At 67.6% G+C, this 20,037-nt stretch carries 20 protein-coding genes; 10 read left to right on the top strand and 10 right to left on the bottom strand.

What is annotated here, in order from left to right; genetic code table 11:
• Positions 1-158 precede the first annotated feature (158 nt).
• Positions 159-1,595: a CCA tRNA nucleotidyltransferase gene (locus tag OSB52_RS12070; protein ID WP_266061867.1), complete on the top strand. Its 1,437-nt coding sequence runs from the start codon at positions 159-161 to the stop codon at positions 1,593-1,595.
• A 55-nt stretch (positions 1,596-1,650) separates the two neighbouring features.
• Here OSB52_RS12070 and OSB52_RS12065 read toward each other — a convergent pair whose 3' ends face one another.
• Complete coding sequence (locus tag OSB52_RS12065) at positions 1,651-2,595, bottom strand: diacylglycerol/lipid kinase family protein (protein ID WP_266061866.1); 945 nt, start codon at positions 2,593-2,595, stop codon at positions 1,651-1,653.
• A gap of 20 nt (positions 2,596-2,615) precedes the next feature.
• Between OSB52_RS12065 and OSB52_RS12060 the strand changes: the two genes are divergently transcribed.
• The gene (locus tag OSB52_RS12060; protein ID WP_266061864.1) at positions 2,616-3,254 is read left to right on the top strand and encodes a TetR/AcrR family transcriptional regulator; all 639 of its coding nucleotides are present in this window, start codon (positions 2,616-2,618) and stop codon (positions 3,252-3,254) included.
• The gene (locus tag OSB52_RS12055; protein ID WP_266061862.1) at positions 3,251-4,789 is read left to right on the top strand and encodes a glycerol-3-phosphate dehydrogenase/oxidase; all 1,539 of its coding nucleotides are present in this window, start codon (positions 3,251-3,253) and stop codon (positions 4,787-4,789) included. Before OSB52_RS12060 ends, OSB52_RS12055 begins: the two co-directional genes overlap by 4 nt.
• Here the strand turns inward: OSB52_RS12055 and OSB52_RS12050 are convergent.
• Positions 4,783-5,874 carry an aminotransferase class V-fold PLP-dependent enzyme gene (locus OSB52_RS12050; RefSeq protein WP_266061860.1) on the bottom strand — a complete coding sequence of 364 codons (1,092 nt, stop codon included), beginning with the start codon at positions 5,872-5,874 and terminating at the stop codon, positions 4,783-4,785. The genes OSB52_RS12055 and OSB52_RS12050 overlap by 7 nt on opposite strands.
• A 5-nt stretch (positions 5,875-5,879) precedes the next feature.
• On the opposite strand from OSB52_RS12050, the gene OSB52_RS12045 reads away from it, so the two are divergent.
• The 3 genes from OSB52_RS12045 to OSB52_RS12035 all read left to right on the top strand — a co-directional run bounded on the left by OSB52_RS12045 (position 5,880) and on the right by OSB52_RS12035 (position 7,492).
• Entirely contained in the window at positions 5,880-6,125 is a 246-nt protein-coding gene (locus OSB52_RS12045; protein ID WP_372512409.1) for a hypothetical protein, read from the top strand.
• Positions 6,126-6,365: 240 nt separating this feature from the next.
• A complete protein-coding gene (locus OSB52_RS12040; protein WP_266061859.1) occupies positions 6,366-6,818 on the top strand; it encodes a hypothetical protein in 453 nt (150 codons plus the stop codon).
• A gap of 86 nt (positions 6,819-6,904) precedes the next feature.
• The gene (locus OSB52_RS12035) at positions 6,905-7,492 is read left to right on the top strand and encodes a hypothetical protein (RefSeq protein WP_235721455.1); all 588 of its coding nucleotides are present in this window, start codon (positions 6,905-6,907) and stop codon (positions 7,490-7,492) included.
• Positions 7,493-7,518: 26 nt separating this feature from the next.
• On the opposite strand, the gene OSB52_RS12030 is transcribed toward OSB52_RS12035, so the two are convergent.
• Positions 7,519-8,853 (bottom strand): MFS transporter, encoded by a 1,335-nt coding sequence (locus OSB52_RS12030; protein ID WP_266061857.1) that lies wholly within the window; start codon positions 8,851-8,853, stop codon positions 7,519-7,521.
• A 114-nt stretch (positions 8,854-8,967) separates the two neighbouring features.
• Between OSB52_RS12030 and OSB52_RS12025 the strand changes: the two genes are divergently transcribed.
• Together OSB52_RS12025 and OSB52_RS12020 are read left to right on the top strand one after the other, a co-directional pair.
• On the top strand, positions 8,968-9,540 hold the full coding sequence (locus tag OSB52_RS12025; RefSeq protein WP_268899826.1) for a YqgE/AlgH family protein: 573 nt from the start codon (positions 8,968-8,970) through the stop codon (positions 9,538-9,540).
• 153 nt (positions 9,541-9,693) lie between these two features.
• Positions 9,694-11,682, top strand: a complete 1,989-nt coding sequence (locus OSB52_RS12020) for a CocE/NonD family hydrolase (protein WP_277615115.1) — start codon at positions 9,694-9,696, stop codon at positions 11,680-11,682.
• An 8-nt stretch (positions 11,683-11,690) separates the two neighbouring features.
• Here OSB52_RS12020 and OSB52_RS12015 read toward each other — a convergent pair whose 3' ends face one another.
• Genes OSB52_RS12015 through OSB52_RS12005 form a run of 3 tightly spaced genes read right to left on the bottom strand, consistent with a single transcriptional unit; the run spans position 11,691 to position 13,872 of the window.
• Positions 11,691-12,356, bottom strand: coding sequence for a helix-turn-helix domain-containing protein (locus OSB52_RS12015; protein ID WP_235721451.1), 666 nt, complete (start codon positions 12,354-12,356; stop codon positions 11,691-11,693).
• A gap of 59 nt (positions 12,357-12,415) precedes the next feature.
• Positions 12,416-13,423: a bile acid:sodium symporter family protein gene (locus OSB52_RS12010; RefSeq protein WP_266061853.1), complete on the bottom strand. Its 1,008-nt coding sequence runs from the start codon at positions 13,421-13,423 to the stop codon at positions 12,416-12,418.
• Between the two features lie 5 nt (positions 13,424-13,428).
• Entirely contained in the window at positions 13,429-13,872 is a 444-nt protein-coding gene (locus tag OSB52_RS12005; RefSeq protein WP_266061852.1) for an SdpI family protein, read from the bottom strand.
• 152 nt (positions 13,873-14,024) lie between these two features.
• Here OSB52_RS12005 and leuS point away from each other — a divergent pair, with 152 nt between their 5' ends.
• The gene (leuS, locus tag OSB52_RS12000; protein ID WP_266061850.1) at positions 14,025-16,904 is read left to right on the top strand and encodes a leucine--tRNA ligase; all 2,880 of its coding nucleotides are present in this window, start codon (positions 14,025-14,027) and stop codon (positions 16,902-16,904) included.
• A gap of 105 nt (positions 16,905-17,009) precedes the next feature.
• Here leuS and OSB52_RS25015 read toward each other — a convergent pair whose 3' ends face one another.
• The 3 genes from OSB52_RS25015 to OSB52_RS11990 all read right to left on the bottom strand — a co-directional run bounded on the left by OSB52_RS25015 (position 17,010) and on the right by OSB52_RS11990 (position 18,170).
• A complete protein-coding gene (locus tag OSB52_RS25015; RefSeq protein WP_308203669.1) occupies positions 17,010-17,339 on the bottom strand; it encodes a PDDEXK family nuclease in 330 nt (109 codons plus the stop codon).
• Positions 17,321-17,680 carry a hypothetical protein gene (locus tag OSB52_RS25010; protein WP_308203668.1) on the bottom strand — a complete coding sequence of 120 codons (360 nt, stop codon included), beginning with the start codon at positions 17,678-17,680 and terminating at the stop codon, positions 17,321-17,323. Before OSB52_RS25010 ends, OSB52_RS25015 begins: the two co-directional genes overlap by 19 nt.
• 157 nt (positions 17,681-17,837) lie before the next feature.
• A complete protein-coding gene (locus tag OSB52_RS11990; protein ID WP_235721448.1) occupies positions 17,838-18,170 on the bottom strand; it encodes a TfoX/Sxy family protein in 333 nt (110 codons plus the stop codon).
• A gap of 84 nt (positions 18,171-18,254) precedes the next feature.
• Here OSB52_RS11990 and OSB52_RS11985 point away from each other — a divergent pair, with 84 nt between their 5' ends.
• Positions 18,255-19,454: an acyl-CoA dehydrogenase family protein gene (locus OSB52_RS11985; RefSeq protein ID WP_266061848.1), complete on the top strand. Its 1,200-nt coding sequence runs from the start codon at positions 18,255-18,257 to the stop codon at positions 19,452-19,454.
• A 1-nt stretch (position 19,455) separates the two neighbouring features.
• On the opposite strand, the gene OSB52_RS11980 is transcribed toward OSB52_RS11985, so the two are convergent.
• Positions 19,456-20,022, bottom strand: a complete 567-nt coding sequence (locus OSB52_RS11980) for a dihydrofolate reductase family protein (protein ID WP_266061847.1) — start codon at positions 20,020-20,022, stop codon at positions 19,456-19,458.
• Between the last annotated feature and the right edge of the window lie 15 nt (positions 20,023-20,037).

Raw genomic sequence — 20,037 nt, 5'->3', positions numbered from 1 at the left:
TGGATGGGCCGTGGCGCCGAGGGTGGTGTCGACACGGATGGGCGGCGGTTTGTGCCACGGTTCACCGCGAATCCGCCCGGTTCACCCGGAATCGGGTGGCAATACCGACCAGGGATGGGATGCGGACCCCGGCTGCGTCGACGGTAGGCTGATGTGCCGTGACCGACCCCGATCGCCGAACTCGTCTGCTGGCCGGCGCGGCCGTGTCGCTTCAGACGTTCTCGGATGTATTGGTTCCGCTCGGCACGCTGTTCGCCGATGCCGGCCACGGGCTGTATCTGGTCGGCGGGTCGGTGCGCGACGCCGTGCTGGGCCGGTTGGCCGGCGACCTGGATTTCACCACCGACGCGCGGCCCGAGCAGGTCACCGCGCTCCTGGCCGGCTGGGCGGACGCACAGTGGGACACCGGGATCGAATTCGGAACGGTCAGCGCGCGCAAAGGCGACGCGACCATCGAGATCACCACCTATCGTGCCGATTCCTATGATCGGGTGAGCCGAAACCCGCAGGTCGTCTTCGGTGATTCCCTGCGCGGGGACCTGGTGCGCCGCGACTTCACCATCAATGCGATGGCGGTGCGGATCGGCGCCGACGGTCCGGCCGAGTTCGTCGACCCCCTCGACGGCATGACCGCCCTGCTGGCAGGCGTGATCGACACACCGGCCACGCCACAGGAATCCTTCAACGACGACCCGCTGCGGATGCTGCGTGCCGTGCGTTTCGTCTCCCAACTGGGTTTCCGGGTGGCACCCCGGGTGTTCGAGGCGATCAGCGACATGTCGGAGCAGATCGAGCGCATCACCGCCGAGCGGGTGCGGGCCGAGCTGGACAAGTTGATCCTCGGCGAGCATCCGCTCGAGGCGATCGACGTGATGGTCGACGCCGGCTTGGCCGCTCGGGTGTTGCCCGAGGTACCGGGGATGAAGCTGACGATCGACGAGCATCACCAGCACAAGGACGTCTACCAGCATTCGCTGACGGTGCTGAAACAGGCGGTGGACCTCGAAGACGGCGATCCCGACCTGATCCTGCGCTGGGCGGCGCTACTGCACGACATCGGCAAACCTGCCACCCGTCGGCACGAACCGGGTGGCGGCGTCAGCTTCCATCATCATGAGGTGGTCGGCGCCAAGATGGTGCGCCGGCGGATGCGGGCGCTGAAGTATCCGAAGGCCGTCGTCGACGACGTGTCGCAGCTGGTGTTCCTGCATCTGCGGTTTCACGGCTACGGAGATGGCGCCTGGACCGACTCGGCGGTGCGCCGCTACGTCACCGACGCGGGACCGCTGCTGGATCGGCTGCACAAGTTGGTGCGCGCCGACTGCACGACGCGCAACAAACGCCGGGCGCGGCGGCTGCAGGAGAACTACGACCATCTCGAGCACCGGATCGCCGACCTGCAGGCAGCCGAGGATCTCGAGCGGGTGCGACCCGACCTCGACGGCAACGCCATCATGCAACTGCTCGGACTGCCGCCCGGCCCCAAGGTCGGCCAGGCGTGGCGCTACCTGAAGGAACTGCGTCTCGACCGCGGTCCGCTGACCCGCGAGGAGGCCGAGGAGGCCCTGCGGGAATGGTGGGCATCGCAGGGCTGACGGTCGCTGTGTGGATCGAAGGTGTCCGATGGCGGGCCTAACGCCGCGGCCCTGCTCACGACGGGGCGAACACGTTCGTCGAACCGGGCACAACCTCGAACACCGCCGGTAGCTCGCCGACGATGTCGCCGTCGATCGACACCAGCGCCGGCGGATCGCTGTACAGCTCGATCTCCGCGCCCCGCATTGTGCGGACCATCGGATGGTCGACGTGGGTTCCGCCGAACACCTTCGGGAACACGCGCGCAACGGTGGCGCGGGCGAACCGGTCCGGATGATGGGCGAGCGTGAGGTCGAGCAGTCCGTCGGTCATGGACGCGCGCGGGGTGATGTGCATCCCGCCGCCGTAGGACGTGGTGTTGCCGATGGCGGCGAACACCAGGTCGTCGTCGATCTCGACGTCGTCGGCGCGAACGTCGTAATGGTACGAGGGAAGGCCGGCGAGCTCGCGCAGCGCGGCGAGTGTGTAGCGGGCCTGGCCCTTGGGCCGGCGCATGTCGATGGCCCGCGCGGTCACCGAGGCGTCGAACCCGGTCGCCGCGACGGTGACGAACAGTGCGGTACGACCGTCCGGGAAGGTGACCCGGCCGAGATCGATGCACCGCGTGTGGCCGGTCACGATGATGTCGACCGCGGCGGTGACGTCGTCGCACGGAATGCCCAAGTTGCGGGCCACGTCGTTGCCCGAGCCGGCCGGTACGATGCCCAACGGTTTGTCGGTGCCGAAGGCCGCTTCCACGGCGAGTCGGATGGTTCCGTCGCCGCCGACCACGACGATCCCGTCGGTGTCGCCGCCGGCCGCCTTGCCGGCCTGCTCGGCGGCATCCTGGGCGTCGGCTCCGACGATGATCTCGGTGGCGATGCCACACGCCGCGAATCGTGCGATTGCCGCCTCGGCGACGTCGCCGGCCGCACCGTGACGCGCGTGCGGATTGACCAGCAGGGTCACCTGACCGACCGACCTCCGGTCGGCGCTGTGGTGGTTTGGATCGCCCGCCATGGGTTACGATTTTACACATCATGTCAATCTGTAAAGCGGATATCGGTGAGCAGGTCCTCGACGCCGCCCGGGCCTGCCTGGTCCGCAGTGGCGGACGCAAGGTGACACTTGCCGAGGTGGCGCGCGAAGCCGGCGTCAGTCGTCCCACCGTGTACCGACGCTGGCCGGATATGTCCGAGATCACGCGCGCGTTGCTCACCCGTGAGGTGATGGGCATCGTCACGGCTGTCACCGATGTCACGCCGCTGCGCACGGCGGAGTTCGACGCGACCGTCGACCTGGTGGTGCGAATGGCGGCCGCTCTGCGCGACGACGAGCTGGTCGCGGCGCTGTGGCGGGCCCAGCGCGAATTCATGACGCCGTATGTCTTCGAGCGCCTCGGCACCAGTCAGCAGGGCGTGCTCGCGATCCTCACCGAGGCGATCGCTCACGGTCAACAGCGCGGCCAGGTGCGCGACGGCGACCCGCAGAAGCTGGCGTCGATGGTGCTGCTGATCACCCAATCAGCGATCCAGTCACGCGCGTTGGTGGAGTCGATTCTCGGTGACGACTGGAGTCGGGAACTGCATCACGCGTTGTCGTCTTACCTGCGCCCGACCCATCTGGGTTCCTCTCCGCTGGGCCCGTCCGGCGGCGAGCCGCCGACGATCAGCGGATGACCGGGCTCAACGCCGCCCAGCGGCACCGATGGCAGTCCGCGCTGGCCGACCAGGACCGCCCCCTCGACGTGCTCGTCGTCGGCGGGGGGATCACCGGCGCCGGGGTGGCCCTCGACGCCGCGAGTCGTGGACTGCGCGTCGCGCTGGTCGAGGCGCACGATCTGGCCCACGGCACATCGCGGTGGAGTAGCAAGTTGGTGCACGGGGGATTGCGTTATCTTGCCGGCGGCCATCTGCCGATCGCCTACGAGAGCGCGGTCGAGCGACACCATCTGATGACGACGATCGCGCCGCATCTGATCCGGCCGTTGGCGCAGGTCGTGCCCGATCTCGGTTCGCGCGCCACGTCGGCGATGATTCGTACCGGTGTGCAGGCCGGCGATGTGCTGCGCCGGGTTGCGCGCACCCCAGCACCTGTGTTGCCCCGTCCGCGCCGGCTGTCGGTGGCCGAGACGCTGGCGTTGTGCCCACAGACGACGCGGGCCGGACTGCGGGGTGCCGTGGCGCACTCCGACGGACAGCTCGTCGACGACGCCCGACTGGTGGTCGCGGTCGCGCGTACGGCTGCCGCTTTCGGTGCGATGATCTGCACGTATACCCGCGCCGACCACGTCACCGGCAACGGTGCCCGCCTGACCGACGCCTGCACGGGGGAGTCCTTCGACGTGGCTGCGCGCACCGTAGTCAACGCCACCGGTGTCTGGGCCGGCGAGGTGGATCCGGCAGTCCGGATGCGGCCGAGCCGGGGCACGCATCTGATCTTCGACGCCGCCACCTTCGGGCACCCGGAAGGTGCGCTGACTGTGCCGGTGGCCGGCTCCATCTCACGGTTCGTGTTCGCCCTGCCCGAGCCGCTCGGACGGGTCTTCGTCGGCTTGACCGACGTCGCCGCCCCGGGCCCGATCCCAGACGTCCCGCAGGCGTCGCAGGCCGAGATCGACTACCTGCTCGAGTCCATCAACCCGGCGCTCGACCGGCCGGTGACCCGCTCCGACATCATCGGCACCTACTCCGGGCTCCGACCACTCGTCGATGTTGTCGGCGCGGAGAAGAATTCGAGTACGGGAAGCCTCGCCGACCTGTCGCGGCGTCACCGCATCCAGGTCAGTGACGACACGCTGGTGGGTGTGCTCGGCGGGAAACTCACCACCTACCGTCGCATGGCCCAGGATGCGGTTGATGCCGCAGTCGACGCCGGGGGACTGACCGCGGGCCGCTGCATCACGGCGACGACCCCGCTCATCGGTGCCGCCGCCGTCACAGCACCGCCGGAGCTGCCGGCGTCGCTAATCAGTCGGTTCGGTTCCGAGGCGGCCAAGGTGGTGTCGTCAGCGCAAGTCGAGCGTCCGTTGGATCCGATCGTCGACGACATCGACGTCACCCGCGCGGAGGTGGGGTTCGCGCTCACTCACGAGGGCGCCCTCACCGTCGACGATGTCCTGCACCGGCGCGCCCGCATCGGCCTGGTGGACGCCGACGCCGACCGTGCCCGTCCCGCGATCACCGAGCTCGTCGAGCAGGTTCGAGCTCAGTAACCCATCGTCCGCAGCGCGTCGGCCAGTTTGTCCAAGTCCTTGCGCTCGACGTCGAGGTGGGGGCTGACCCGCAACACCGACTGCTCGGTGGTCAGCGGGGCGCGCCAGGAGTCGGCGCAGGTGACCAGGATGCCCAGCGACAACAGTTTGGCCTGGGCGGCGGCCACGTCGGATGCCTGCCAGCCCGGCGGCGGCGCGAGGGTGGTGGTGGAGCACGGTTCGTCGACCGGCTCGAGCACCTCCCAACTGCCGATGCCGTCGAGGCGTTCGCGGGTGGCCCGGCCGATCGCGGCGAGTTCGCGGAACACGCGCTGCTGCCCGATGGCCAGAACCTCCGACACCGCCATGCCCAGGCCGAGCCGTCCGGCCACGAATGCTTCGGAACTCTCGATCTCCACCGGACGCAACGCATCCTTGCGTACCGCGACGAACCCGACTCCGCGCGGCCCGGTCAGCCATTTGCGGCTGGTGCCATAGACGACGTCGGCGCCGGTGACCGTCGGCACGTGGCCGGCGGTCTGTGCCATGTCGACCACCACGGGAACGCCTGCGGCATGGGCGATCTCGACGATCCGGGTGACGGGCTGCACGATGCCCGACATCGCCCCGATATGACAGATGTGGATGAAGTCGGGCTGCTCGAACTGCAGCATGTTCTCCAGCGCGTCGGTGTCGACGTGGCCGGCGATGTCGGCATCCGGCAGCGGCCGCACCGCGTAGCCGCGGCGTTCGAACTCCACGAGGTTCGGTCCGAACTCGTTCTTGGCCACCCACACGGTGCTCGAGATCGGCAGATTCCAGTAGGTGAGCAGCGCCCGCAGCGCGGCGCGGGCACTCTCGCGGAACGCGAGTTCGTCGGCCGTGTGGCCGATCAGTGACGCGAGATCGCGTTTGTCCCGGGCGATCTCGTCGGCGCGATCGGCAGCCGCGACGTACGACCCCCGCTCGCTCTCGCGCCACAGATGAGCCGAGATGGAGCCGATCACGGCGTTCGAGGATCGACCGGCAGCCGCGGAGTCGAGGTGGACGACCTCCGGGCGCAGGCGCGCACGACGCCATTGTTCACCCAGTTCGCTCACGTACATGACTTCTGAACCTACCGGTGTTGGGGGATACTCGAACCGGGCACCCCTGGTCACTGGCGAACCCGGGTGCGATGACTTCGGCGGGCGCCGCCACCACGTGGACTCCCGTCGTGGACGGAGGCCGGGTGGCCCTGATCGGTGTGGTCACCGGACTGATCGCGGCGACACTGGGTTCGGCCGCGGTTCTTCGTCAGCCGCCGTGGCCGCGCATGACCATTCACACCGATCAGGTGCCCGGTCACCACGCTTGAGCTCGTGCCGAGTTCGTTGACCTGTGGAGCCCGGCGTCGTCCGCAGCACTTCCGGCTGATCCGTCACCGGGTGGCGTGAGACTCGGCGGGAACATAACCGCCCGCCGGGAGCGTCTCATTCGCGAACACCACGCCAACGTGCTGCCCCAAGTTGACCGGGACGGCATACCGGGGACAGGGCAATTCCACCGCCCTCCCCGCCGCGATCATTCACGCCGCATGATGCCGAGAGGACAAATGATGACCTACTACCCGCCCACACCGACGCCACCGCGTGATCCGGCGGTACTGCGCCGCCGGGCCTCGGGCGCGCTCCTCGGCGCGACCCTGCTGTGGGCGCTGGTGGGCGTGATGATTCTCGGCGCGATCGGCCGGGCGGCCTCGGGACCGATCACACCTGCCCCGAGTTCGGGTGCTGAGGCCCTCGGCCGGCTCGTCGGCATGATCGGGCTTCCCATCGCGGCAGCGATCGGCGCCATCGCGCTGCACCGTCGCCGCAGACGCCTGTTGCGCCGAGCATGCGCGGCCGAGGCCGGCCACGTCGTTGCGGGCGTTGCGAACCACGGGCACTTCGTTCATGGATACCCGCCGCACTACGCCCCTCCGAACTTTCCGCCACCGAACTTTCCGACCCCGAACTTCCCGACCCCGAACTATTCCGGCCCCCACCAGCGACGCCCCGACGGTCACTGACAGCCGGGCGACCTGCAGGCGAGCCACCGCTGGGTCAGAAGTCGGGCCGCACGGAACCACGAGTGCCCCCCGAGCGTCCAAACACCATGGACCCCATCGAGTACGTCTTCGGGACCGGTGACGGTGTCACCACAGCGTGGGTGTCGCCGCCCGACATCGACCTCTCCGGTGACGGCACGCTCGACGCGGTGGGTCTCGACTTCGACGGTGACGGCCGGCGCGACGATGCCATGTGGGACAGCGATGCCGATGGGATCGCAGACGTCGTCGCGCTCGACCGGGACGACGACGGCCGCGGCGACGAGTTCTATCGGGACGACGGATCAGGAGTGTGGGGCGAGACTGCTCAACGACCGACCGAGCTTGCGTCACCACCACCGGAACCGGAGGTGACGCCGGCGCCAGGCCGGGTGGCCGATCCGGCGCCGCACCGCGACGGTGAGCCGACCGACACCGACGACGCCGTGGTGGTCCGCTCAGCAGACCTCGACGGCGACGGCACCGCCGACATCGAACTCGTCGGCACTCGCCGCGCAGGCATTCCGGTGGCAGACCGGCTCTACGTCGACGCCGACGGCGACGGCCGTTTCGATCGTGTGCTGGTGGACTCCGACGGTGATGGCCGCGCCGACGTCAGCTTCGATGACCGGTCGCCTCGATTCGAAGCTCGGTGACGGTCGGTGGGTCGCGGAGCCCGATGTCAACTGTGATGACCGGTCGGCTGAATCGGATGGTCGGTAACGGCCAACGGCCCGTGGTGCGGTGGCGTGTGCACCAACCGCACCACCACCGCCCCGATCAGGTAGAGCACGACACCGAGGACCAGCAGCCCGGCCGAGCGCCCGTCATCGGGGATCGCGACCGCGGCGATCGTCACCGCACCCACGTAGGCGATGTTGAACACCGCGTCTTGCACCGAGAACACCTGGCCACGCACCATGTCGCCGATGTCCACCTGCATGGCGACATCGCCGCACAGTTTGGCGACCTGCCCGATCAATCCGAGTACGAACGCGCCGATGCAGAACACCGCCGGATGGAAGGTGAGCAGCGAGGCCTCCGCCACCGCGCCCACCAGCATGGCGGCAATCAGCGTGGGCCGTCGGCCGTAGCGTTCCACCGAATACGGCGTCACCACCGCGGCGAGGAAGGCGCCGCCTGCGGTGAATCCGGCGACCACCGACACGCCGGCCAGCCCGTCGCCGACGCCCGCTTGTTTGCTCAGCACCAGCAGCATCAGTGTGTTGATCCCGAAGACCAGCCGGTGGGCGCCGATCGCCGACAACGCGGCCGCCACGGTGCGCGAATGAGCGACCGCCCGGACCCCGTGTAGCAGGCCGACGGTGATGGCATGCACCGCCGAGCGCCCGGGGTCATCGGGCTCGTCGGGTCCGAGTTGCAGTCGACCGAACCCGTGCGCGAGGGTCGCCGCGATCAGCGCGATCACCACACCGCCGAGGGTGGTGAATGCACTGCCGGAATTGTCGGGCCCGAAGATGATCCGCAGGACTGCAGCGATGCCCGCGCCGACCGCGAGCATGCCGGCTCCGAGGGTGGTGAACAGCGCGTTGGTCGCGACGATGACGTCGCGGTGCGCGACGTGTGGGAGCGACGCCGACAGGCCCGATGCGACGAACCGACTAGCGCCGGTGACCGCGAGCGCACCGAAGAGCACCACGGTGTCGCTCGCGCCGGTGGCGATGGCCAGCGCTACGAGAGAGATGAGCCCGGCGCGAAGCACATTCGCGAACATCAGCACATTGCGTCGATCCCAATGGTCGAGCAGTGCCCCGGCGAACGGACCGATCAGCGAGTACGGCAGCAGCAGCACCGCGAGTCCGCCCGCCACGGCCAACGGATCGGCGTGTCGCTCCGGGTTGAACAGGATCGAGGCGAACAGCGCCGCTTGGAAGACACCGTCGGTGATCTGGCTGGTCAACCGCACCGCGAGCAGCCGCCCGAGCCCGGGCGAATGCCCCAGCGAGCGGATGAACCCCCGCAGACCGGGGGAGGTGTGCGGCGAGCCTGACGTCACTGATTCAGAGTACCGACCTCGACCGGTGAGCCATGCCATGATGGGTGGGTGGCCGGCGGCGACGACTCAGAGGATCCGACCCCCGAGTTCTACTCGGAGGGTGCTGCACCCGACATGCCCGCGGCCGGCCGAGTCCGGCCCGGGACGCTGTTGATCGCGTCGACCGATCTGATCGAACCGACCTTCGCGCGCACCGTCATCTACATCATGGAGCACAACGACGCCGGCAGCCTCGGTGTGGTGCTCAACCGGATGAGCCAGACGGCGGTGCACAATCTGCTGCCGCAGTGGACCGACCTGTCCGCGTCGCCGCGCGCGCTGTTCGTCGGCGGGCCGGTGAAACAGGACGCCGCCCTCTGTCTGGGGGTGGTGAAGTTGGGCGCCGACATCTCCGGGTACGAAGCGTTGCGGCCGGTGGACGGTCGGGTGGTGCTCGTCGACCTCGACGCCGACCCCACCGAACTCGCCGACGTCCTGGAAGGAGTCCGTGTGTTCGCCGGATACTCCGGCTGGGGTGAGGGCCAGCTCGACGCCGAATTGCAGCAGGACAGCTGGCTGCTGGCGTCCGCGCTGGCCGGTGATCTGCTGGTGCCGACGACCACCGACCTCTGGGGTTCGGTGCTGCGCCGCCAGCCTTGGCCGACGCCGCTGCTCGCGACGCACCCGATCGACATCGCGCGCAACTGACAGGGCAGCCACCGCGATTCCAGTGACGCAGGGCACACTTCCTGCTACCTTTTGGTCGCTTGTTCAACTCGACCGGGGGTCAGCGGCGTGGGGGTTGCAGTCAGAAGTGTGCGGGTGGCTCGTGGGGTCGGGGTGCTCATCGTCGCGGTGACGATGCTGGTCCTGCCCGCAACCGCGGGGGCACAACCGTCTGCAACCGGTGGGGCGTCGGCCGCACGATGGGCCACGTCGCACGACGGTCCGCAGCCGTATGCCGGGGTGTCGGTGAGCTGGGATGTGCCGATCCGGATGAGTGACGGGACGGTGCTGCGCGCAAACGTCTACCGCCCAGCCGACAAGTCGGGTCGGGCGACGTCGCAACGCCACCCGGTCGTCGTCAACATGACCCCGTACACCAAGCTCATCACCGCCGTTGGTACGGCAGTCACGCAGCACCCGGTGCTCGGTCCGTTCCTGACGCAGTTGGTGGACGGCATCAGTCAGATCGCGGCGCCGATCCGCGACATCGCCGACGTCTCGCAGCTGACCAATACCCTGCGCGATGGTGGTGCGCGCACGTTCCTGGTCGACGAGGATCTGGTACGCAGCGGTTACACCCAGGTCGTCGTCGATGTCCGTGGAACCGGGTTCTCCCAGGGCCGATGGGATGTGTTCCAGAGCCGCGAACAGGCCGACACCGTCGAGGTCATCGACTGGGCTGCCAAGCAGCGGTTCTCCAACGGCAAGGTCGGCATGTCCGGGGTCTCCTATTCGGCGATCAACCAGATTCAGGCGGCCAACAAGAACCCGGCTGCGCTCAAGGCGATTTTCCCCGTGGAGCCGGGCGGCGACCTCATCCGCGACATCGTCGCCCCGGGTGGTGCGCTCGGCGTCGGCTTCCTGCCGATGTGGCTGACCCTGGTGAACAGCACCAAGATGGTGCCCAACGTCGCGTCGATGCTCGACGGCACCTTCGACTGGACGTGGTTGGCCGACCGCATCTCCGATCCGTTCACTTTCTACCCGGAGCTGTTCGCAGCGCTGCTCACCCCCGACATCCCGTCGGTTCCACCGCAGCTCGACGAGCTCCTCACGACCAACTCGGAGCCACGCACGTCGTGGCTCGACCATGCCGAGCGCATCACCACGCCGACGTTCATCTACGGCGGCTGGTTCGACCTGTTCACCAACAGCGAGGTGCGGATGTATAACAAGATCCCGCTCGCGCCGGGCCGCAAACAGCTCATCATGGGCGACGGTTATCACCTGACCATCGGCGGCGGCCAGCAGGGCCGTGCCGGCACCCCGCCACGCCTGGACGTCCTGCAGAAGGCGTGGTTCGACAAGTGGCTCAAGGGCATCGACAACGGCATCGACCGCTACGGACCGGTCAACCTCAAACAGGTCGGCGACGCGTGGATGACCGCCCAGCAGTTCCCGCGCGCCGGGATGACCCGACAGCGGCTCTACCTCGATGATCGGCGCAGCGGGACCGCGCCGCATGCGGTCCGCGACGGCAGCCTCACCACCGCGCCGACCGGCTCGCGAGGCCGGCTGACGATCTCACCCGGTGTGCTGACGTTGTGCTCTCGTGACTCCGCACAGCAGACAGCCGGCGCCACGGCCTTGTTCCCGTGGTGCGCCGAAGACGCACGGATCTCCGAACGCAACGCGCTCACCTTCACCAGCGCCCCGGTGCGCACCACGCGCAGCGTGTCCGGGTACGCGAATGTGCGGGTGAACGCGGTGATGGATGCGACCGACGGGTACTGGACGGCCACCCTCAACGATGTGGCACCCGACGGGACGTCGAAAGTGATCAGTTCCGGTCAGGTGGTCGCGTCGCTACGCAACTACGAGCGGTCCCGGTCGCAGTTCGCGTCCAACGGTGATGTGACCGACCCGTTCTACACCTTGACCCTGGATTCGCGGGAGCGAGTGCGACCCGGCCGTCCGGTTGCCATCGACATCGGGTTGCTGCCCACGGAGGCATTGATCAAGGCCGGTCACCGGCTGCGGGTCGACGTGTTCGCGATGAACCTGCCGCGTGGATTGCCGCTACGGCCGTTGCTGAACGAGTCGCAGCTGAAGCCGCAACACATTCAGCTCGATCCGCGGCGGCCGAGTTTCTTGAATCTGCCGGTCTCGCAAGCGATCGGGTAGCCGCTGCGCTACTCGTCGCGGTGATTGTCCGGATACGCCGTGACGGCCAGGAAGCGGATCGGCAGCCGGACCAGATCATGCGGCCCGTGGATGCCCTCCCCGTCGAGGAGCAGACAGTCACCCGGCCGCAGCGTGTACTCGGCGTTGCCGTGCCCGTAGACCATGACGCCCTCGAGCATGTACAGCATCTCGGTGCCGGGGTGTTGAAAACGGGGAAACACCTCGCTGTCGTCGGTCAGGGTGACCAACACGGGTTCGAGTCGCTTGTGCTGCCCGCGCAGACCGCCGAGCAGTTCGTAGTGATGGCCGACGCGGGTGCCGCGGCCCACGATCACCGCGCCCTTGCCCGCTTCGGTGTAGATCGCCTCGCGCTCGACGTCGGCGCCCCGGAACAGCGAGGTCACCGGGACGTCGAGTCCGGCGGCGAGACGCGCAAGAGTCGAGAGACTGCACGAGGTCTGGGCGTTCTCGATCTTGGAGAGCATGGCCTTGGAGATGCCGACCTTGGCAGCCATGTCCGCGACCGACATCCCGGCGTTGCGGCGCAGCATCCGGACCTGATGCGCGATCGCGGCCTCCAGGTCGCCGCCGGTCGGCGCGTCCCCGTCGACCTCTCGATGCACGGGCGCGGGGTCGCCGGTGTCCCGGATCGTCTTCGTGGAGTCGGCAGCCATCTGGCCAGTGTAGCTAGTTTCTGTTTCCTCGCAGTAGACGAAACGCCGAGCGTCCTCTACTACGAAACGGTCGCCGCGTCTGCCTCGCGACCGTAGCGGGTGGCCAGCCATGAGCAGAGGATCAGCTGGATCTGGTGGAAGATCATCAGCGGGAGCACGATGAGGCCGACCGTCGAACCGGCGAACAGCACCGTCGCCATCGGTAGACCGGTGGCGAGACTCTTCTTGGTGCCACAGAACTGGATGGCGATCACGTCTTCGCGGGAGAATTCGAGGCGTTGCGGCACCCATCGGGTCACCAGAAGCATCACCAGCACCAGGATCAGTGAGATCACCGCGACGGCTACCAGTTGCCCGGCGTCGACGATCGACCAGATGCCCTCCCGGACGCCCTCGCTGAACGCCACGTAGACCACCAGCACGATGGTGCCGCGATCGGCGAGTTTGGTGATCTTGGCGTGCCGGGCGAAGAACGGGCCCACCCACGGACGGGCGATCTGGCCGACGATGAACGGCAGCAGGATCTGACCAAGGATCTTCAGGACCGATGTGCCGTCGATCGTGACGTCGCCGTCGGTGGTCATCAGCAACACCACCAGCAACGGGGTCAGCACCACACCCAGGATGTTCGACGCCGACGCGCTGACGATGGCCCCCGGCACATTGCCGCGGGCGATGGAGGTGAACGCGATCGACGACTGCACCGTGGACGGCACCAGGCACAGGAACAGCAGGCCGGCGTACAGGTCGTCGCCGACGATCGGCTCGACGAGCGGACCTATGGCGAGGCCCACGAGCGGGAACACCACAAAGGTGAACGCGAGGATGGTGAGGTGCAGGCGCCAGTGCTTGAGGCCGTCGAGGGCCTCCCGCGGATGCAGTCGGGTGCCGTAGAGAAAGAACAGCGCGGCGATCGCCACCACGACCACCCAGTCGAGGACCTCGGCGGCGTCGCCCTTCGCCGGAAGCAGTGCGGCGACGATGACGGCACCGAGGATCGCGAGGATGAAGCCGTCGACGGGGGAGCGGTTGAACCAGTCGTGTGCGACGCGCAGGGGTACTGCCACGCGAGTCAGGCCTGAGCGGACTCGTTCGAGCAGACTCCCCGTAGGCTGCAGGCGCCACAACTCGACGTGCCGCAGTCGTCGGCCGGGTTGTCCTCGGGCACGGCGGCCGCAGCGCGCACGCCGTAGGCACTGACGATGCCGACGACGAACAGGGCGGCGACCACTCCGATGACCGCGAACACCAACGCCCAGTAGCCACTCACTCCGAGGGTGAGGATCCCGGCGAGCACGAGGATGCCCGCGGCGGCCAGCTCACCCGGCGCAGCCACCCGGTTCGCGACGGCAAACGCCTCGTCGGAGCGCATGGTCGCATCTGCACGGACACCCACCCACCGATTGCGTCGCAGCCGGCCGGTGATGGCCAGCGCGCCCACCACGAGCCACATCGCGGCCAGCGCAAAGACGATGACGGCAGCGACAACAAGCAGGACGTTCACAGCGACAACCATACGACTGACGGTCGTAGCAGCACGAATCGTCGTCTGTGCGCCCGCCGACCATCGGTTCGCCCGGGCGGCGTCGTCGAGGAGGCGGGACGCAGTATGCGCGACGATCCACTCCCCACGACAGCCCACCGCCGGGGACGATTTACGCTGGTCGGGTGACTTCAGCTGATTCTGCCCGCACCGCATCGACGGCCCCGGAGGCGAATGTGCCCGGCCACCGGTACACCGCGGAGCTCGCCGGTGAGATCGAAGCCCGGTGGCAGCGCACTTGGGCGGACCAGCACGCCTACGAGGCACCCAACCCGGTGGGGCCGCTGGCCGGTGACCTCAGCACCGTCGGCGGCGCCGCACCCGACGCCCCGGACAAGATGTTCATCCAGGACATGTTCCCGTACCCGTCGGGCGCCGGCCTGCACGTCGGGCACCCGCTGGGTTTCATCGCCAGCGACGTCTTCGCTCGCTATCAGCGGATGACGGGCAAGAACGTGCTGCACACGATGGGCTTCGACTCGTTCGGGTTGCCCGCCGAGCAGTACGCGGTGCAGACCGGTACCCACCCGCGCACCACGACCGAGGCCAACATCGAGCGGTACCTGGGTCAGATTCGTCGCCTGGGACTCGGCCACGACGAACGGCGCCGGGTGGCCACCACCGATGTCGACTTCTACCGCTGGACGCAGTGGATCTTCCTGCAGATCTACAACGCCTGGTACGACGTCGACCAGAGCAAGGCGCGGCGCATCGACGAACTGATCGCCGAGTTCGATTCCGGTGCCCGCGCGGTGGGTGACGGCCGCGAGTGGGCGACATTGTCGGCCGCCGAGCGGACCGAGGTCATCGACTCCTATCGGCTCGTCTACCAGAGTGACTCGCTGGTCAACTGGTGCCCCGGGCTGGGCACGGTGCTGGCCAACGAAGAGGTCACCGCCGACGGCCGCAGCGACCGCGGCAACTACCCGGTGTTCCGTAAGCACTTGCGGCAGTGGATGATGCGGATCACCGCGTACTCCGACCGACTGCTCGACGACCTGGAACTGCTGGACTGGCCCGACAAGGTCAAGACCATGCAGCGCAACTGGATCGGACGCTCGCGCGGTGCCCAGGTCCGGTTCGCGAGCGGACCGCACGCCATCGAGGTGTTTACCACCCGTCCCGACACCCTGTTCGGCGCCACCTACATGGTGCTCGCGCCGGAGCATCCGCTCGTCGACGCGCTGACCGCCGAGGGGTGGCCCGCCGATACCGACGAGCGCTGGACCGGCGGCGCGGCTGACCCGGCTGCGGCGATCAAGGGCTACCGCGCCGCGATCGCGGCCAAATCTGATCTGGAGCGTCAGGAGAACAAGGAGAAGACCGGTGTGTTCACCGGCTCCTTCGCCACGAACCCGGTGAATGGGCAGCAGATCCCGGTGTTCATCGCCGATTACGTGCTGATGGGCTACGGGACCGGCGCCATCATGGCCGTGCCGGGCCACGACGCGCGTGACCACGAGTTCGCGTCTGCTTTCGGGCTGCCGATTCGCGAGGTCATCGGCTCCGAGCAGGGCGTGGAGTCCGAGGCCTATACCGGCGACGGACCGCTGGTGAACTCCGACTACCTGAACGGGCTGTCGGTGGAGGATGCCAAGGCGGCCATCGTCGAGCGTCTGGAGGCCGAGGGCGCCGGTACCGGGACGATCCAGTACAAGCTGCGCGACTGGCTGTTTGCCCGCCAGCGCTACTGGGGCGAACCGTTCCCCATCGTCTACGACGCCGATGGCGTGGCCCATCCGCTGCCGGAATCGATGCTGCCGGTGGAACTCCCGGAGGTCGACGACTACGCGCCGGTCTCCTTCGATCCCGAGGACGCCGACAGTGAGCCGTCGCCGCCGTTGGCCAAGGCGACCGACTGGATGACCGTCGAACTCGATCTCGGCGACGGTTTGCAGACCTACACCCGTGACGCCAACGTGATGCCGCAGTGGGCCGGCAGCTCCTGGTATCAGCTGCGCTACATCGACCCGACCAATGAAGAGACGCTGTGCGCCAAGGAGAATGAGGCCTACTGGATGGGCCCGCGGCCGGCTCTGCACGGGCCCGACGATCCGGGTGGGCTCGACCTCTACATCGGCGGCGTCGAACATGCCGTGCTGCACCTGCTGTATTCGCGGTTCTGGCACAAGGTGTTGTTCGACCTCGGCTTCGTCACCAGTAGGGAGCCGTATCGGAAGCTGTTCAACCAGGGCATGATCCAGGCCTACGCTTATACCGACTCGCGTGGACTCTATGTTCCCGCCGAGGAGGTGGAGGAACGCGACGGCGCCTTCTTCTACAACGGCGAGAAGGTGACTCAGGAATACGGAAAGATGGGCAAGTCGCTCAAGAATTCCGTTGCACCCGACGACATCTGCCGAGACTACGGCGCCGACACGCTGCGCGTGTACGAGATGTTCATGGGTCCGCTCGATCAGTCACGGCCGTGGGCGACCAAGGACGTCGTCGGATCGCAGCGCTTCCTACAACGTATCTGGCGCCTGGTGGTCGACGAGGAGTCCGGGGCCCTGCGCTGCAGCGACACCGAACCCGACGACGACACGATCCGGTTGCTGCACAAGACGATCGCCGGTGTCCGCGAGGACTACGCCGAACTGCGCAACAACACCGCGGTGGCGAAGCTGACGGTGCTGACCAATCACCTGACGAAGAACTTCGAGAAGACCGGCGCGCCACGTGCGGTGGTGGAACCGCTGGTGATCATGCTGGCGCCGCTGGCTCCGCACCTCGCCGAAGAACTCTGGCATCGGCTCGGCCACGACGGATTGCTGGCGCGGGGTCCGTTCCCCGAACCAGATCCTCAGTGGTTGGTCGAGGACACCATCGAGATCCCCATCCAGGTGAAGGGCAAGGTGCGCAGTCGCATCACCGTTGCCGCCGACGCCGACGAGGCGACTGTGCGGGCCGCCGCCCTGGCCGATGAGAAGATCGCCCCGCTGCTCGACGGCGAGCCCCGCAAGGTGATCGTGGTGCCCGGCCGGATGGTCAACGTCGTCCCGTAGCGCGGGGCCGTGTGGCGCGCGCCTGTCCAACCGCGCACCCATCGCGCTCGCGCGCACGTCGCGACATGCGCGCGAGCATGACGGGTGCGCGGATAAATTCGATGCTCAGGCGGCCGAGAGGCTGAGTCGGGCGAGCCAGTCCCGGATCAGTCCGACGACTCGCCCCTGCTCGAGGTCGTTCCAGGTCCAGCGGATCACCATGATCCCCATCTTCCGCAGCTCGTCCTCCCGGTTCTTCTCTCGCTTCATCGCGTCGAAAGGCGATTCTCCGGGTTTGAGGTGTTTCCGGTACTTCACGTCTCCGTCGAACTCCCCGACGAGGAGTCCGCCCCAGTCGTAGTCGGTTCGCGCGACCAGCTTTCCATTCTCGCCACGGAACTCATGCTGCAGGCGTGGGATCGGCAGTCCGGCTTCGATCATCTGCGCGCGTCCCATGACTCGCCGGGGTTCTCCGATGCCCCGTCGGCGTGATGCAATGCCCGGCGTGCCTGGGCGATGCCGGGACGCCGACGCCGCAGCATGACCGACATCGCCGTGTGGTCGGCGCCCAGGCGAAGCGCGGCATCGAAGACGGCGAGCGCACCGGCGAAACCCATTGACGTGGTGCACGCGATGTCGACGGCGGTGCGTTCGAGTGAGGTGACCCGGATGCCGTCGACGAGTACGACCTCTGTTGGTTTGAGTTCGCCGACATGTGCGTGCCGTGTCACGCTGCGGTGACCGCCCGACTTCGAACCGGTCGTGACGTGGACGCGGCGCAGGTTCGGCTTCAGCATGGGCAGATCGTGGACGGTGGCCGCGGTCTGTCGGCCGCCGTATTGGGACTGGCGAGGGATTGTCGCCAGCGGTGGTTGCCCGGGGACACCTCGGTCGTCTTATTGGGTGTCTGGCCGCGCAGATCGGGCATCTGATGGCGCTGCGGGGCGGTGCGTGCTACTTCGGGGGCAGCTTGCGCGCGTAGTCGGAGCCGAGGGTGACCCAGCGCTGCAGCTGACGTTCGGTGCGGATGCCCTCGTCGGAGACGCGCAGCCATCCGCGTGCCTCGCGGCCGGACATGACCATGGGCTCGGTGTGGTCGAACTCCAGCAGACCCTGGGTCTGCTCGGGCGGGACGCGCACCATGATGCCGCCCTGGCCGCTGGCGGCCAGGGCCATGTTGCCGTTGATCAGGAAAGCGAGGCCACCGAACATCGACCGCTCGTCGACCCCGCATTCGGTCGAGAGCATCCCGCGGATGCGATAAGCGAGATCGAGGTCGTATGCCACGCGTAAGAGCCTAAGTCCTCAATGAGGGTTGCAAAAGAACCGCGCGGGGTTGGAAATGAACTTACTCCCCAGTAAGATGTGCGCATGGCGATCAACCTGGAGCTCCCGAAGAAGTTCGATTCGACGGTCGAGCGCACCCATCTGGCGGCGGAGCACATCTTCCGTCCGATCTCCCGCAGGTACGACAAGGCCGAACACGAGTACCCGGCCGAGCTCGATGATCTGGGCAAACTCGCCAAACAGTCGCGGGCGCAGGAGCGGGAATCCGACGGGGAGGCGACGTCAGCAGAGGCCGATGGCCCGTCGGCGAACGGCCCCAACATGCGCGCCCTGATCTCCGCTCGCGAGATGAGCTGGGGCGACGTCGGCCTGCTGCTGTCGATCCCGGGCCAGGGACTCGGCAACGCCGCGATCGCCGCGGTCGCCACCGAGGAACAGCTCGAGAAGTTCTCCGGGGTGTGGGCCGCGATGGCCATCACCGAACCCAGCTTCGGTTCGGATTCGGCCGCGGTGTCGACGACGGCCACCCGCGACGGCGACGACTACCTGATCAACGGCGAGAAGATCTTCGTGACCGCCGGTTCCCGCGCCGACCACGTGGTGGTGTGGGCGACGATCGACAAAAGCGCCGGCCGTGCCGCCATCAAAAGCTTCGTCGTCCCGGTGACCACCGATGGGGTGACCGTCGCCCGCCTCGAGCACAAGCTCGGCATCAAGTCGTCGGACACCGCCGTGATCCGCTTCGAGAATGCCCGCGTGCCCGCCGAGAACCTGCTCGGATCGCCTGAGGTGGACACCAAGAAGGCGTTCGGCGGGGTGATGCAGACCTTCGACAACACGCGTCCCGTCGTCGCCGCGATGGCGATCGGTCTGGGACGTGCCGCGCTCGAAGAACTGCGACGCATGCTGGAGGAAGCGGGCCGCGAGATCGACTACGACGCACCGGCAGCCTCCCAGCATGCATCGGTGTGCGAGTTCATCCGCCTCGAATCCGACTGGGAGGCGTCGTGGTTGCACACGCTGCGGGCAGCGTGGATGGCCGACAACAAAGAACCGAACTCGGCTGAGGCGTCGATGTCGAAGGCCAAGGCCGGTCGCACCGTCACCGACATTACCAACAAGGCGGTGGAAGTCGGTGCCACCGCCGGCTTCTCGGAGACCATGCTGCTGGAGAAGTGGGCACGTGACTCGAAGATCCTCGACATCTTCGAAGGCACCCAGCAGATCCAGCAGTTGATCATTGCGCGGCGGGTGTTGGGGAAATCGAGCGCGGATCTGAAGTAGATCAGTCGCCCTGGACCTCATACCGCAACAGCACGATTCCGCCCGGAAAAGTGCGGTTCTCCACCAGCCGCAGCGAAATCCAGGACGGCAGCGACGGGAAGAACGGGAGTCCGCCGCCGACAGCGGTGGGAGCAACCACCAGGCGGAACTCGTCGACCAGCCCGGCCCGGATGATCGGCGCGGCCAGAGTCGCGCCGGCCACCTCCATTTGGCCGTCGGTCTCGGCCTTCAACTTCGTCACCACCTCGACCGGGTCGCCGCGTTCGAGGCGGGAATTCCAATCGACCGACTCCAGGGTGTTCGAGAAGACGACCTTGGGCATGTCACGCCACACCTGGGCGAAGTCGGTGGTGATCGGGCCGGCGTCCGGGTCCTGATCGGCGGTCGGCCAGTACGCGGACATCAGTTCGTAGAGCCGCCGCCCGTACAGCGACAGGGCGGTTTCCCGCTCGAAGTCATTCCAGTACTGATGCAGTTCATCGCTGGGTTCGGACCAGTCGATGCTGCCTTGTGCGTCGGCGATGTAGCCGTCCGCCGAAACGGTGAAGCCATAGATGAGTGTGCCCATGAAAGTAAGACTGCA

The organism is Gordonia aquimaris, assembly GCF_026262595.1.
GTDB lineage: Bacteria > Actinomycetota > Actinomycetes > Mycobacteriales > Mycobacteriaceae > Gordonia > Gordonia tangerina.
Note: the sequence above shows the minus strand (reverse complement) of the source record. Positions and strands in the feature narration are given on the sequence as shown.

What these genes read in the sequence shown, in the direction of transcription:
- OSB52_RS25015 (WP_308203669.1), bottom strand. Translation starts at nt 17,339, where the DNA reads ATGGGACGCGCGCAGATGATCGAAGCCGGACTGCCGATCCCACGCCTG.
- OSB52_RS12005 (WP_266061852.1), bottom strand. Translation starts at nt 13,872, where the DNA reads ATGGTTGTCGCTGTGAACGTCCTGCTTGTTGTCGCTGCCGTCATCGTC.
- OSB52_RS12040 (WP_266061859.1), top strand. Translation starts at nt 6,366, where the DNA reads ATGACCTACTACCCGCCCACACCGACGCCACCGCGTGATCCGGCGGTA.
- OSB52_RS12060 (WP_266061864.1), top strand. Translation starts at nt 2,616, where the DNA reads ATGTCAATCTGTAAAGCGGATATCGGTGAGCAGGTCCTCGACGCCGCC.
- OSB52_RS12065 (WP_266061866.1), bottom strand. Translation starts at nt 2,595, where the DNA reads ATGGCGGGCGATCCAAACCACCACAGCGCCGACCGGAGGTCGGTCGGT.
- OSB52_RS12025 (WP_268899826.1), top strand. Translation starts at nt 8,968, where the DNA reads ATGCCCGCGGCCGGCCGAGTCCGGCCCGGGACGCTGTTGATCGCGTCG.
- OSB52_RS11980 (WP_266061847.1), bottom strand. Translation starts at nt 20,022, where the DNA reads ATGGGCACACTCATCTATGGCTTCACCGTTTCGGCGGACGGCTACATC.
- OSB52_RS12050 (WP_266061860.1), bottom strand. Translation starts at nt 5,874, where the DNA reads ATGTACGTGAGCGAACTGGGTGAACAATGGCGTCGTGCGCGCCTGCGC.
- OSB52_RS12015 (WP_235721451.1), bottom strand. Translation starts at nt 12,356, where the DNA reads ATGGCTGCCGACTCCACGAAGACGATCCGGGACACCGGCGACCCCGCG.
- OSB52_RS25010 (WP_308203668.1), bottom strand. Translation starts at nt 17,680, where the DNA reads ATGCTGAAGCCGAACCTGCGCCGCGTCCACGTCACGACCGGTTCGAAG.
- OSB52_RS11985 (WP_266061848.1), top strand. Translation starts at nt 18,255, where the DNA reads ATGGCGATCAACCTGGAGCTCCCGAAGAAGTTCGATTCGACGGTCGAG.
- OSB52_RS12020 (WP_277615115.1), top strand. Translation starts at nt 9,694, where the DNA reads ATGCTGGTCCTGCCCGCAACCGCGGGGGCACAACCGTCTGCAACCGGT.
- OSB52_RS12035 (WP_235721455.1), top strand. Translation starts at nt 6,905, where the DNA reads ATGGACCCCATCGAGTACGTCTTCGGGACCGGTGACGGTGTCACCACA.
- OSB52_RS12055 (WP_266061862.1), top strand. Translation starts at nt 3,251, where the DNA reads ATGACCGGGCTCAACGCCGCCCAGCGGCACCGATGGCAGTCCGCGCTG.